The 13,152-nt window shown below is 69.8% G+C and carries 13 protein-coding genes and 1 pseudogene; 5 read left to right on the forward strand and 9 right to left on the reverse strand.

What is annotated here, in order from left to right:
* The first annotated feature begins 153 nt into the window (after positions 1-153).
* The gene (locus J0911_RS02950) at positions 154-594 is read left to right on the forward strand and encodes a DUF4383 domain-containing protein (RefSeq protein ID WP_207273948.1); all 441 of its coding nucleotides are present in this window, start codon (positions 154-156) and stop codon (positions 592-594) included.
* A 134-nt stretch (positions 595-728) separates the two neighbouring features.
* On the opposite strand, the gene J0911_RS02955 is transcribed toward J0911_RS02950, so the two are convergent.
* From J0911_RS02955 to J0911_RS02980, 6 genes are all read right to left on the reverse strand, one after another.
* Positions 729-1,385, reverse strand: coding sequence for a response regulator (locus tag J0911_RS02955; RefSeq protein ID WP_207273950.1), 657 nt, complete (start codon positions 1,383-1,385; stop codon positions 729-731).
* A complete protein-coding gene (locus J0911_RS02960) occupies positions 1,375-2,730 on the reverse strand; it encodes a sensor histidine kinase (RefSeq protein WP_207273952.1) in 1,356 nt (451 codons plus the stop codon). Before J0911_RS02960 ends, J0911_RS02955 begins: the two co-directional genes overlap by 11 nt.
* A gap of 29 nt (positions 2,731-2,759) precedes the next feature.
* Complete coding sequence (locus J0911_RS02965; protein ID WP_207273960.1) at positions 2,760-3,953, reverse strand: acyltransferase family protein; 1,194 nt, start codon at positions 3,951-3,953, stop codon at positions 2,760-2,762.
* Positions 3,954-4,070: 117 nt separating this feature from the next.
* Positions 4,071-5,018, reverse strand: a complete 948-nt coding sequence (locus J0911_RS02970; RefSeq protein WP_207273961.1) for a diacylglycerol/lipid kinase family protein — start codon at positions 5,016-5,018, stop codon at positions 4,071-4,073.
* A 52-nt stretch (positions 5,019-5,070) separates the two neighbouring features.
* Positions 5,071-6,081 carry a TerC/Alx family metal homeostasis membrane protein gene (locus J0911_RS02975; RefSeq protein ID WP_207273962.1) on the reverse strand — a complete coding sequence of 337 codons (1,011 nt, stop codon included), beginning with the start codon at positions 6,079-6,081 and terminating at the stop codon, positions 5,071-5,073.
* Between the two features lie 117 nt (positions 6,082-6,198).
* Positions 6,199-7,572: an MFS transporter gene (locus tag J0911_RS02980; RefSeq protein ID WP_207273963.1), complete on the reverse strand. Its 1,374-nt coding sequence runs from the start codon at positions 7,570-7,572 to the stop codon at positions 6,199-6,201.
* A 54-nt stretch (positions 7,573-7,626) separates the two neighbouring features.
* Here J0911_RS02980 and J0911_RS02985 point away from each other — a divergent pair, with 54 nt between their 5' ends.
* Both J0911_RS02985 and J0911_RS02990 read left to right on the forward strand, forming a co-directional pair.
* Positions 7,627-8,271, forward strand: coding sequence for a TetR/AcrR family transcriptional regulator (locus J0911_RS02985; RefSeq protein WP_207273964.1), 645 nt, complete (start codon positions 7,627-7,629; stop codon positions 8,269-8,271).
* A 223-nt stretch (positions 8,272-8,494) separates the two neighbouring features.
* Positions 8,495-10,219, forward strand: coding sequence for a lysyl oxidase family protein (locus J0911_RS02990; protein ID WP_242636173.1), 1,725 nt, complete (start codon positions 8,495-8,497; stop codon positions 10,217-10,219).
* A 325-nt stretch (positions 10,220-10,544) separates the two neighbouring features.
* Here J0911_RS02990 and J0911_RS02995 read toward each other — a convergent pair whose 3' ends face one another.
* The 3 genes and pseudogenes from J0911_RS02995 to J0911_RS03000 all read right to left on the reverse strand — a co-directional run bounded on the left by J0911_RS02995 (position 10,545) and on the right by J0911_RS03000 (position 11,651).
* The gene (locus J0911_RS02995) at positions 10,545-11,036 is read right to left on the reverse strand and encodes a YxiG-like protein (protein ID WP_207273965.1); all 492 of its coding nucleotides are present in this window, start codon (positions 11,034-11,036) and stop codon (positions 10,545-10,547) included.
* An 18-nt stretch (positions 11,037-11,054) separates the two neighbouring features.
* Positions 11,055-11,171: pseudogene (locus J0911_RS21330) on the reverse strand (DUF7660 family protein); the annotation flags it as partial.
* A gap of 12 nt (positions 11,172-11,183) precedes the next feature.
* On the reverse strand, positions 11,184-11,651 hold the full coding sequence (locus J0911_RS03000; protein ID WP_207273966.1) for a MafI2 family immunity protein: 468 nt from the start codon (positions 11,649-11,651) through the stop codon (positions 11,184-11,186).
* Positions 11,652-11,706: 55 nt separating this feature from the next.
* On the opposite strand from J0911_RS03000, the gene J0911_RS03005 reads away from it, so the two are divergent.
* Entirely contained in the window at positions 11,707-12,528 is an 822-nt protein-coding gene (locus J0911_RS03005) for a hypothetical protein (protein ID WP_207273967.1), read from the forward strand.
* Position 12,529: 1 nt separating this feature from the next.
* Positions 12,530-13,102: a hypothetical protein gene (locus J0911_RS03010; protein ID WP_207273968.1), complete on the forward strand. Its 573-nt coding sequence runs from the start codon at positions 12,530-12,532 to the stop codon at positions 13,100-13,102.
* Positions 13,103-13,152 lie beyond the last annotated feature (50 nt).

Here is a 13,152-nt window from a genome sequence, read left to right on the forward strand (position 1 = left end):
TCCACGGGTGTCGGCCCGGTTCTGGACCTGCCTCCCACGGTAGGGAGCTGACGCCCACTGGCAACTCGCCGGTGGTCCGCACGAGCGGTTGCGAGTGGATCGGTTCCCGCACAGCCTGTTCGTACTGATCACCACTCAGAATGGAGAGGCGCCATGACGCAATCCATGCACACCACGCGCACGCGAGCACCGTTCCAGTGGCTCGCCCTGGCGATCGGCGCGGTCTATCTCCTGGTTGGTGTCGCGGGGTTCTTCGTCACCGGGTTCGAGGGCTTCGCCGAGCACGACGACGGCCAGACCCTGCTCGGCTTCGCGATCAACCCCCTGCACAACATCGTGCACGTCCTGATCGGTCTCCTCGGGTTGGCCCTGTGGGCGACCCCGGGCGGGGCACGAACCTTCGGCTGGCTGCTCGCCGTCGGCTACGGTGCGGCCTTCGTCTACGGCCTGATCGCCGTGGACGACCCGGAGATCAACATCCTCAACATCAACGTCGCGGACAACTGGCTCCACATCGTCAGTGCCGTGGCCGGCCTCGTCATCGCGCTGTGGCCTCGTCCGCGGCCCGACACCACCATGCCGGGCCCGGCGTAACCCGGCGTTCCGCCGGACGAGGCGACGCCGCCGCCGGAAGGGCTTCGGCCCGTCCGGCGGCGGCGTCCGCGTCCGCGTCCGCGTCCGCGAGGCATCGTCCCGGGCAGCCGGCGTCGCGACGACAAGTGGTGAGTTCATCGTGCCGGGAGCAGCCCGCGCCGGTAGGCCTCACCGACCGCCGCCGCACGGTCCCGCACGCCCAGCTTGTCGTAGACGTGCAGCAGATGGGTCTTGATACTGGCCTCGCTGATGAACAGGCGCCGGGCGGCGTCCCGGTTGGAGGCGCCGTCGGCCACGAGGGCGAGCACCTCCAGTTCGCGCGCCGAGAGCACGGCGCCCGCCGGGCGGCGCACCTGCCCCATGAGCCGCCCGGCCGCCGACGGCGCGAGCACCGCCTCGCCGCGGTGGGCCGCGCGCACGGCGCGCGCCAGGTCCTCGGTCGAGGCGTCCTTCAGCAGGTAGCCGGTGGCACCCGCCGCGACCGCCGGAAGGACGTCCGCCTCGCCGTCGAACGTGGTGAGCACCAGCACGTGCACGCCGGGCGCGCGCTCGCGGAGCACGGAGATCGCCTCGACGCCGTCCATCACGGGCATGCGCAGGTCCATGAGGACCACGTGCACGTCCCCCTGGCAGGCGCGTGCCACGGCCTGGTCGCCGTCGGCCGCCTCACCGACCACGGTGACGCCCGGGTCGTCCGCGAACGCGCCGCGCAGGCCGTTGCGAACGACGGGGTGGTCGTCGGCGATCAGGACGCGGATCGGCGCGCCACCCGTCCCGTCGTCAGCTTTCATGGGGGCCTCCCGGGACGCGGGCGCTGATCGCGGTTCCCTCGCCGGGGGCGCTCTCCACGGTGAGCACCCCGCCCACGCCGGAAAGCCGGCGTCGCATCCCGGCGAGCCCGAAGCCGGTCCCCGCCTCGCCCGACGCGGTCGCGTCGTGGGAGAACCCGACGCCGTCGTCGCGCACGTCGAGCAGTACCGTGTCACCCGTGTAGCTGAGGGTGACCCCGGCGCGGGCCGCGTGCGCGTGGCGCGCCACGTTCGTCAGGGACTCCTGGGCCGTACGGAACAGTGCGATCTCGGCGGCGGGTGACAGCATCACCGGGCTACCGGTGACCTCGCACGTGGCAGGAGTGTCGTTGTCGGCGGACCAGCGGCGGGTCAGCGAGGCCAGCGCCTCCGGCAGGCGGCTCTCCACCAGTTCGGCCGGATGCAGCGCCTGGACCGACCGGCGGGCCTCCCCCAGCGACTCGCGGGCGAGATCGAGGGCACGGTCGACGTGGGGCCTGGCGCGTTCGGGATCGTCCCAGACCCGTTGCGCGGCCTGCACCTGGGTGACGATGCCGGTCAGGCCTTGGGCCAGCGTGTCGTGGATCTCCCCGGCGAGGCGCCGGCGCTCGTCCGCACCGCCCGCCTGGCGGGCCTGCTCGACGAGCAGCACGTGGAGGCGCTCGTTCTCCGCGAGCGCCTCCCCGAGCCGTCGTACGGTGTCGGCCTGCCGGTCATGGCGCTCGAGTTCCTTGACGGAGAAGACGTATCCGCCGGTGACCGCCGCGGACTGGACCACGACGACCGTGACGAACGTGCCGACGGAACGCAGGGTCGGGTCCCACGGGGAGAGGGCCAGACCGTTGACGACGAGTGAGGTGGCCAGGACGGCCGTCGCGGTGAACGGCCACGGTCGCAGGTGGTAGCTGTGGAAGAACCCGGTGATGGCGAAGATGAGGTAGAGCTCGTCGTACCAGATCAGGACGGTGGAGAACGCCAGCAGCCCCGTGAGGTGGACCGCGGCGCCGACCACGGTCCGCCGGAGGGGGTCGACGCGGGTGTGCCCGAGGTAGATCCAGGCCCCGGCCGCGGCCGGCAGCCCCACGCCGAGGAGTCGCGCGCCGTCGTCGGCCCGGTCGCTGAGCGCCTGGTCGAGCACGAGCGGGACCGCGAGAAGGATCCACGGCAGGGCGACCAGCGCAGCTTCGAAACGTACGCTCCAGTCGGGGCCGGTGAGGTCCGCGTGCCACTGCCGCACCGACCAGCGCCGGGGCGCGAGCCGATGCGCGGCCGGAGACGCGGGCCGGGCCGCGGCCGGGGAGGCGGGCGCGGCCCGGGCCGCGGTGCGGGGCGCCGTCGTGTCGGTCACCGTCCCATCCTGCCGCGCGAGCGGACGGTTCAGAACACTCTCCTGGCGCCGGGAATGCTCCGCACTCCCCAGGCGACGGCCCAGCACATCGGCAGCGCGGCGGCGGCGAGGAGCACGAACTTCGCCAGGACCGGCGCGTCGACGGGGGCGAGCATCCTGCCGACACCGACGAGGACCAGGCCGTGCACGACGTACACGGCATAGGTGTGCGTCGACAGGAACCGGAGCAGGCGCCCCTGGCGCGCGAACCGGGAGCGGAACAGAGCGAGGGCCGCGACCGTCGTACCGATCGCCGTGGGCACGAGCCCGGCGGCGACGACGAGCGACTGCCACGTTCCGCCTCCGGCCGCCGCGGGATCGGCGATGACGGCGAGCTGGACGAGGGCGCCGACGGTCGCGGCCCCCGCTCCGATCCAGCCCGCACGGGGAGTCAGCAGGTCGAGCCAGCCGCGGCGCAGCGCGAGCGTGCCCAGCACGAAGAACGCCACGTAGAGCGGCAGATGGTCCGGCGTGGGGAGCCCTAGCACGGGCCATCCGGCCCCGGTCGGCACCACGATGCGCCACAGGTAGGTCACCCCGGTCAAACCGGCCCCGAGTGCGAGGAGCGTCCACGCCGTGGGTGCGGCCGCACGCGGCACGGCGGCAACAGGACGAGTGCGCAGCGTTCGCCAGACGGCGTAGGCCACGCATATGACCAGCAGCACCTCGACGAACCACATCCAGATCGGCCGGGCGGTCTGCAGGTAGAACGTGACCGGCGACAGCTCCGTCCCCGCCGCCGCGGCGGCGTCCTGGGCGGCCTGGTACCTCTGTCCGTCCACCAGTGGGCGTAGCGCCACGACGACCAGCAGCAACGGCAGGCCGAGCCGCCACAGGCGGTCGACGACGAACCGGCGGGTGCCCTTGCGCTCGTAGGAACCCGGCACGAAAAGGCCCGAGACGAGGAAGAACGCGCTCATGAACCACATCTGGTTGAACACGCCGAACAGCAGGAGGAGGCTGCCTCCCAGCCCGTGGTCGGGCTCCCAGTACGGCCAGGCGGGGAAGGGCGCGTAGGTGAACGCCGCGTGGTGCAGGACCACGAGCGCGGTGAGCCAGATGCGCAGGTTGTCGATCCACGCCAGACGTGGTGCCGACGGGGCGGCGGCGGAACGGGCATCGGCGACGGAGATGGAGGTCGCGGCCGTACGCACGGGCGGGACCTGGTCCGGGGGTGTCGTCATGGCGTCCAGCGTGGCCGTGTCCCCGCGGACGCGGATCAACCACGGGGACACCGATCGGATGATCCGCGGGTCGTCCGATCGGTGGATGCCGTCGTCCCCGGGCGGCCTCGGGCGTACTCAGTGGACGCGGACCGCGCCCGGTTGAACGGTGACGCCGAAGCGGGTGGTCTCCCCGAGATCCTCGCCGTCGATCTCGACCACGCGCGGCTCCGACAGTTCTACCTGGAGGCCGCGCAGGCGGAAGTGCATGGTGCTGGCGCTGCTCTCGGCCGCCGAGCGGCGCGTGGCCAGCCGTTTGATGCCGTTGTCCCAGACCATGTTGCGCAGCGTGTCGGCCCAGCCGGCCGCGTCGGCCGCGCTCAGGGCGAGCAGGTCGAGCTCACCGTCACCCGGGTCGGCCTCCGGCAGGAGGTTGATCCCGCCCTGAAGGGTTCCGCAGTTGCCGACGAGGAGGGTGTGCACGTGCTCGTGGCGGCGCGGTCCGCCGTCGGCCGCGATCCGGATGTCGAGCGTGTCGCTGGCGGAGAGTGCGCGGCCCATCGATTCCACGTAGGCGAGCCAGCCGACACTGTCCTTGAGGTCGTCGTCCGTCTCGGTGATCATGTGGGCGTCGAGGCCGAAGCCGGTCATGACGGCGAACGCGTGACGTTCGGTGCCGGCGTCGAGGTCGATCTCGAGCCATCCCACGTCGATGGCTCGCGGTTCGGAGGCCAGCACCCGGGCGAACGCTCCAGGGAGGTCCCCCAGGGGCACTCCGAGGTTCCTCGCCAGCAGGTTTCCCGTACCGAGCGGCACGATCCCCAGCGCGGCCGAGGTGTCCGCCTCCGCGAGATGCTCGGCGACGGCCCGGACGGTGCCGTCACCGCCCGCGACGACCACCACGGCCACGCCCTCGCCCGTCGCCCGGGCGGCTGCGCCCTGGCCGGGGTCGTCCTCGCTCGTCTCGAACCACAGGGCCTCCGGAGCCGACGACACCGAGGAGCCTGCCTTCTCGAGCGCGCGCTCGAGATCCTGTCGGGTCGTCTTGGCGGGGTTCCAGACGACGCCCACGCGGGGTGTGGTCATGAGCGATCTGCTTCCGTTGTCGGTGGGGAAGGGCGCCGCGCTGCCGCGGCGGCTACTGCGGCGTCCCGTCCTTCTTCTTGGTGCTCGTCAGGCTGAGCGATCCGGCGTGTGCCTTCTCGTACGAGAGGCCGCGGGTCTTGATCAGGCTCGCCACGGTCACGACGGCGAGCACACCGAGCACGACACCGAGGCTGAGTGGTGTCGGGATCTCGGGGATCGACTCGTCGATGTCGACGTGAGCCCAGTGCAGGATCAGCTTGACCCCGATGAACGCCAGGATGATCGCGAGACCGGCCGAGAGGTAGACGAGTCGGTCGAGCAGGCCCTTGACGAGGAAGAACAACGCCCGCAGGCCCAGTAGCGCGAAGGCGTTGGCGGTGAAGACGATGTAGGCCTCCGCCGTGACGCCGAAGACGGCGGGGATCGAGTCGAGCGCGAACAGCAGGTCGACGCTGCCGATCGCGACGAGCACGATGAACAGCGGGGTGACCACGCGGCGGCCGTTCTCCCGGGCGAGGAGCTTGCCGCCGATGTACCCGTCGCTGACGGGCAGCAGCCGCCGCGCACCGCGCACCATCAGGTTGTTCTCGATGTCCGGGTCCTCGTTGCGGTGACGGAACAACTGCACGGCCGTGTAGAGCAGCAGGAGCCCGAACAGCAGGAAGGTGAACGAGAACAGGCTGATGAGAGAGGCGCCGAGGGCGATGAAGACGGCACGCATGGCGAGGGCGAGCGCGATCCCGAAGACGAGGACCTTGTGCTGGTGCCGGTCCGGTACCGCGAACGTACTCATGATGATCACGAACACGAACAGGTTGTCGACCGACAGGCTCTTCTCGATGATGTAGCCCGCGAAGTACTCGGTGCCCGCCGTGCTGCCGTACTGCAGTCCGAACCAGACGCCGAACCCGATCGCCACCGCGATGTAGAACACCGACCAGGCCGTGGCCTCCTTGAACCCGACGTGGTGCGGGCGAGCCGCGGCCAGGACCAGGTCCACGGCCAGCAGCAAGATGATCAGACCGATGGTGAGGGCCCAGGTCAATGGGCTGATGTCGAGCACACTTTCCTCCGTCGTGTCTCCGGGCGCAGGAGCTGCAGGGTTGACATTACGGGAAACTCCTCGATCTTCCCGGTCGAAGCGCCGACGGCGGTCGACCGGCGCACGGACCCGAGGGCGTCACGCCGCGCTCCCGCCGGTACGCGCCTCGCGGAGCGCGAGGCCGCCGATCAGTCCGGCGCCGAGGATCCCTGTCACCAGGAGCCCGCGGTCGAGCGCACCGGCCGCGATCACGAGGCTCCCGACGAGCGCGACGGAGAGACCCACCGCGAGCTCACCGGCCGTCTCCGTGAGCGCGGACGCCGAGCCCGCACGGTCGGCCGGAGCTGCACCGATCACCTGGTCGGTGGCGAGGGTGGGCAGCGGCGCCACGCCGATCACGGTCCAGGCGACGGCCACCACCAGCGCGGGCAGCCCACCGATGAGGCTCGCGACGGCGGCCGCTCCCAGCCCGGAGGCGGCGACCGCAAGCCCGGTCGCGATCACCCGCTCGACGCCGAACCGACGGACCAGTAGCGGCGTCGCCAGTGTCGCCAGCATGCTCGACACCGCCACCGGCATCACCCACAGGCCTGCGACCAGGACGGACAGGCCGAGGTCGAGCTGAAGCAGCTGCGGGTAGAGATAGAAGACGGCGTTGACGACCAGGAGGCCCGAGAAGAGCAGGAGCACCGCCCGCCGGAGACGTGGCACCTCGAACAACGTTCGGTCGAGCAACGGCTTCCGCAGGCGGGGCTGGCGCCGCCAGAACGCCCAGCCGGAGATCAGCCCGAGCAGCGCGACCGGAACCGCCCACCCGACGTTCTCACCGGCGGCCACCTGCTTCAGCGCCCACACGAGAGCCAGCATCGCGGAGTAGGACAGGCCCACGCTCACCAGGTCCACGCGACCTGGTCGCTCCTCCCGCTGCTCGGGCAGCAGGAAGGGGCCGGCCAGAACGACGGCCGCCATGGGCGGTAGCGCGAGCAGGAAGACCGCTCCCCACCAGAATGCCTCCAGGATCGCTCCCCCGATCACCGGGCCGACTGCGACGCCGCCGGAGAAGACGCTCATCCAGATCGCCACCGCGCGCCGACGCTGGTGCTCGTCGGTGAACATCGCCTTGATCAGGGCCAGGGTCGACGGCATCAACGTGGCGCCGGACAGGCCCATGGCCGCACGGCACGCGATCAGCCACTCGGCACTCGGCGCGAACGCGGCCGCCACCGATGCCGCCGCGAACAGCGAGGAGCCGATCATCAGCAGGCGACGCGCACCGATCCGATCGGCGAGACGACCCATCGTCAACAACGAGCCCGCGATCACGAAGCCGTAGATGTCGAGGATCCACAACAACTGGGTCGGGCTGGGCCGGAGCGCGACATCGAGGTGAGGCGCCGCGAGATAGAGCACGCTCACGTCGATGGACAGCACGAACAGCGGCAACATCAGCACGACCAGGCCTGTCCAGGCGCGCGGGCCCGCGTCGCCGTGCTCCGGATTCCGTCGTGACACAAGGTTCCTTTCGATGCAATGCGTATCGTATTGGAATGGAGTATGGTCGACGCTATGGACGTGCGCAAGGGCGCCGGCGCGGGCCGGCCACGCGACCCGGGCATCGATACCGCGGTTCTCACCGCAGCGGGCCGGCAGCTCGACGACCGCGGTTTCCAGGCTCTGTCGTTCGAGTCCGTCGCGCGAACGGCACACACCACCCGGGCCGCCATCTATCGACGCTGGCCGACGCGAACCCACCTCGCACTGGCCGTCGTCGCGTGGCGACTCGACGTACCACCGGCGCCTGACACCGGATGCACCCTGTGCGACCTGGCCGAAGGCATGAAAGTGTTCCTTTCCGCGTTTCGCACCCTCCGACCCGACGTGCTGAACGCGATCCACGTCGCCTGCGCGAACGACGAGGAGCTCCGCGCCGAGTACCGGCGCATCGTCGACGAACCGCCTCGAGCCGTCGTCACGGGCCTGCTCCAGCGGGCGCAACGGCGTGGTGACCTGCGCGAGGACGTCGACATCGGCAGTCTGCTCGACATCCTCAACGCCGTCATCCATCACCGTGCCGTCGTCGGAGCGACGCATCTGTCCAACGACGAGGCCGAGGCACTCATCGAGATCCTCATGCGTGGCGCGGCGTCCGACTACGAGAGACTCGTCGCGCACAGCCGCACCATCGACATCCAGCACTCCCTGCCGCTCTGACCCGACCTCGTATCGCGCGTGGCGCAGATCCACGCGAGATCGGGCAGACGCGTGGCGACGCGCCGTCGAACCTCGTGGAGAAGACCGGCATTTCGCGCGCGAATGTCGAGAAGCTGTGGAGTTAGCGGGTATTTCACATTCGGCACAACCTTCTGCCCGGCAGTCTCGTCGGGAGTGACGACAGCGTCACCACTCGACCCCGGAGGTTGTCTTGAAGAAGCGATTGGCATCCAGGAGCCGGCTGACCGCCGTCGGCCTGGCCGGTGTGATGACCCTCGGGCTGTCCGCGGCCCAGCTCGCCGCGGGCACCGCGTCCGCCGACGACGGATCGACCCCGTCCACCGCGTCGGACACCGACAACGGCCTGAGGATCACCGGGCCTCCGACGGTGGACGCGTACGCCTACCCGGGCGAGAGCTTCGCCTTCCTCGACTCCGTGCGCTATCTCGCCGCGCCGGAGGTCGGCTACGAGTTCGCCACGAAGCGGGACTCGTACGGCGCGACGCCCATGATGACCATGACCACCGTCGACGGCACCAGGAGGGGCGAGACCGTCACCGTTCCCGCCGAACTGGTGGACGGGATGAACGGGATCAAGGACGGCCTGCGGGTCAGGATCGTCAACTCGCAGGGGAAGGTGGTGTTCGACGAGAAGCGCACGCTGTGCCCCGCGGGCTACGACACACGGCGCATCGCGCCGAACGGCCCGTCGGAAGCGAGCTACCCCGCGTTCTGCGGCGGCAACTGGTTCACGCGGTCCGTGGTGTTCGGCGTCGACCAGGGCTGGGCCGCGAACCTCGAGGCCTACACCGACGTCAAGGGCGTGAAGATCGGCCACCGGCTCACGATGACGACGGCGATCACCGAACCGGTGGCCGCGTTCCTCGGCATCCCGGACAGCGAGCGCAAGCTCAAGCAGAAGGTCACCGTGCGCAACGCGTCGAAGGAATGGGGCGACGACGGCGGGTTCGCGGGTGAACCCGTGGAGGGATTCAGCGCCGAGGGCGCCGACGTCGGCCAGTTGATGCAGGACGTGTCACCGGGCACGGCCTCCGCCGGCGGGATCGAGGACTCGGGCGTCGTGGAGCGCACGCCGAACCTGTACCTGGCCGAGGAGGTCAAGCGGGCCGACAACGCGACCGCCAGCGCGAAGCCGGGCACGAAGGGTGCGGCCCCGAAGGTCGCGGATCCGCGGGACGGCACCCTCCCGGATCTCGTCGCCGAGCCTGCCTGGTCGATCGGTACCGAGCGGCAGGGCGGCAAGGACCGGCTCACCTTCAACGCGCACGAGTGGAACGCCGGCCCTGCCCCGCTCGTGGTGGAGGGCTTCCGCCGTCCGAACAAGAGCGTGATGGACGCCTACCAGTTCTTCTACGAGGACGGCGAGCAGGTCGGGTACGCCAGGACCGGCACGATGAAGTACCACGCCGCCCCGGGCCACAACCACTGGCACTTCCTCGACTTCGCACAGTACGAGCTCGTCACGCCCCAGGGCGACCTGGTCACCACCAGCGGCAAGCAGTCGTGGTGCCTCGTGCCGACCGACCCCGTGGACATGCTCGCGGAGAACGCGGCATGGCGTCCCGAGCTGATCGGCCTGGAGAGCGCCTGCGGTGGGAAGGAAGCCACCTGGATGCGCGAGTCCCTGCCCGTGGGCTGGGGCGACACCTACGCGCAGTACCAGACCGAGGCGTTCGACCTCACCGGCGTCCCCAACGGCACCTACAAGATCCGCATCACGGTGAATCCGGACGGCAACCTGCACGAGGTGACGGCCGAGAACAACGTGAGCCTGCGGAAGGTCGTCATCGGTGGCAAGCCGGGCGCGCGCACGGTGAAGGTCCCGAAGATCGACGGCGTGGACACCGAGACCGGTGACTACCTGTTCGCGACGGAGTCGGCCCGGACGGCCGGCACCGCCTCGATGTCGTCGCACTCGCACCACTGACGGTCTGACGGACGACGGCGGGCGGGTGCGGCCCGTCGTCGTCCGCCTCCGTGGCGCGCACTGCGGACCGCCCGCATCGGCACGAGCTACCGCCGATAGGCTGCCGGGCGTGGTGACACACCTCGACCTGCTCACCGTCGAACTCCAGGAGCACCGGCGCATCGGCGAACCACTCGTCGCGCGCACGGTCCCAGAGCAGCCACGCCCGAGTGAGGCGCCGGCCGATGAGTCCCAGCAAGACGCCGCCGATGCGTTTCCGCGATCGTTGCGAGGCCACGCTGAAGGTTCGGCTGGTAGCCCTCGACGCCGAGGTACGGGTAGCTCATCACGGCGCCTCATCCAACGCGAGGACGACATGACCGGTGACGACCTGGTCGATGCGGAGGTCGGAGAAGACCAGTTCGATGTCGTGAGCGTTCGTCTCCACGCGCGCCGTGTGGAACGGGACTCCCAGCTCGGACGCCCATCGTGCCGCCTCGTCGGACTCCGGTAGAAGCCGGATTCCTGGGTAGAGGGCCTGCCACCGCACGCCCCAGACGTACCCGTCCGGTTCGCCGGCCCGCTGCCAGGCGAGGTGGTCGGTGAACTCATCGCCGAGTGACGTCGCCCAGACGTCGCGCCGCACAGTCGTGGTCACGGTCGCACGAACACAGTGGGTGAACCGGTAGCGCAGGTGTTCCGGTGCGATTCCGGTGCGCGGATCCGCCGTCGCGTAGACGTAGAGGTCGTAGTCCCTCATGTAGTCGGCGTACCCATGGAAGACAAGCGCCTGGTCGAAGATCTCGTCGAACGCGTCCTGGAGTTGGTGCCGGTCCACACTGCATCCCTTCTACTTCTACTCGTAGGTGGTCGCGGCCTGGAGCATCCGCGCCACGAGGTTCCAGGAAGGCGTCTCGGGTACCGGCTCGCCGTTGCCCAAGTAGTAGCCATCCAGGTCGCGGGTCCACGCGGCGAGCGCGTGAAGTTAGTCGGGCAGGGTCGCGTTCTCCCAGGCGCCGGGCGACACGGCGCTCGTGCTCGCGAGTTCGTCGATGAACGACGCGAGTTCGTCGCGGGTGCGTGGTGAGTCCAGCAGCGGTGTTGCTGCTGGGTTCGGGTGCGGATGCCAGGGTTGCGGTGGTGCGGGTTCTTTGCGCAGGTAGACCCACTCTTCTCCGTCCAGCAGCGTCCACTCCTCGGGTAGGACGACGGCGACGGCCTTCAGTCTGACCTCGACATCGTCAGGGACGTCGGCGACGACGAAAGTCTCCACGAGCGAGCAGTCCTCGCGATCCGTGGCATCGGGCTCGTGGTCGTAGATCATGCGGCCCTCGATCCCGGACCCACCGAGGCGCACCGTCACGCCCCGCAGGCCGGGCGTAACCGTATCCCACAACGCCTGTTGGAGTGAGAGCAGAACAGTGGTCCGCGAGAAGCCAGGACTCGATGACATGCTCGGATCATCGCAGGCCGCTGGGCTTGGCCGGTGCGCCGTGGGAGACTCCCGTGTGCGCTACGTGAAGGTGGAGTCGACCGGCGGCGGGTCGATGACCGACCCGCGGGAGTATCTGGAGTGGCTCGCCGAGCACGCAGAGGAGCTTCCACCCTGCGCGCGAGCGTTCGCCACCCATCCCGAACACTACGACTTCAGCCACCCGTGGTGCCCGCGCAGCGCGTCTTTCGACCGGATGTCCACACGATTCACCGACGACGGCGTCGTGGTCACCCTGGTCCTGGCGGCGTACGGCGACGCGCCGCCCGAGTTCGTCCTGAGGTACCAGGGCGTGACGTCGGTGGAGTCCGACGGCGACCACAGCGAACAGCCACGCTCCAATCTGCTGGTCGACGAGATTCTGCCCGACGACAAGGGCGGCGTCCGTCACGAGTTGACGTTCACCGGCGGCACCATCACCGTCGTCGCGACCGACTTCACCGCAGGCTGGTCGGGTCCAGGAGCACCAGAAGATCCCCGCGACAGGCTCGACCGGTGGCACTTCGACAACCCCGCCACGCTGGTGCATCACCTGCGGCTGCGACGCGGCATGTTCGTCTCGGGCGACTCGTTCTCGACGCTCGCCGCGTTCGTGACAGGGTCGCTGTGGACGCTGAGGACCGACCTCCACGGACTCTCGCGGTGGCTGACCGCTCGCCTGGGCGCCTCCGGTGCAAACGTCACCTGGGAGTACCACATCGTGAGGCACATCGCGGGCCCCGCGCGTCCCAACGCGCGGATCGACGATCTGACCGTCGAGGAGAACGAGCAGGCCTGCACCCTGGCGCTCGATCTCCTCGCGGAGTGGCTCGCCGACCAGGGCTATGTGGCGGAGTGACATGGGATTGTTCAACTCGCTCGACGTAACGATCGAGTGCCCCTCCTGCCAGGAGGTCGCGCCACGGGAGGTCCAGTTCCAGTACGGCGCCGTGTGGCAGTACCGCTACAGCCTCGGCGACGTGCTGCGATGGGGCCGCAACGACGTGGGCGATCGTGCCGTGTCCGACGTGGTCGTGGATGCCTGGCTGTGCGAGTGCCCGTCCTGCGACCACGAGGGGCGCATCGCACTGTACGTCCGCGACAACACGCTGACCACAGTCGGCCCGGTCAGTGACGTGCCAGGTCTCCAGGAACTCGAATGGCTCCCTCTACCGTCGGCTGGGGACGACGCCATCGGCGAGCCGACTACGGGCATCACCGGGCGCCTCGACGAGCAGCGGCGTCGCAATCAGATGATGGATGTGCTCAAAGTGCTGGCGGCAGGCGATCAAGGTGTTCGCCAGGTCGGCGTTGAGGCCTTCTATACGTCGTTGTTCGAGTGGAGCGGCGGCATCGAGAACTGGGACTGGTGTGCGTCGACAGTCTTCACGGCGGCTGCGGTCGGGTCTGCTGCACGGATAGGTGACAACTGACTTGCCTGCTTCGGCGGGCTGGAAGGATGTCATCGTGCCCAAGCCCTATC

The sequence above is a fragment of the Myceligenerans salitolerans genome (assembly GCF_017349295.1).
Lineage (GTDB): Bacteria > Actinomycetota > Actinomycetes > Actinomycetales > Cellulomonadaceae > Myceligenerans > Myceligenerans salitolerans.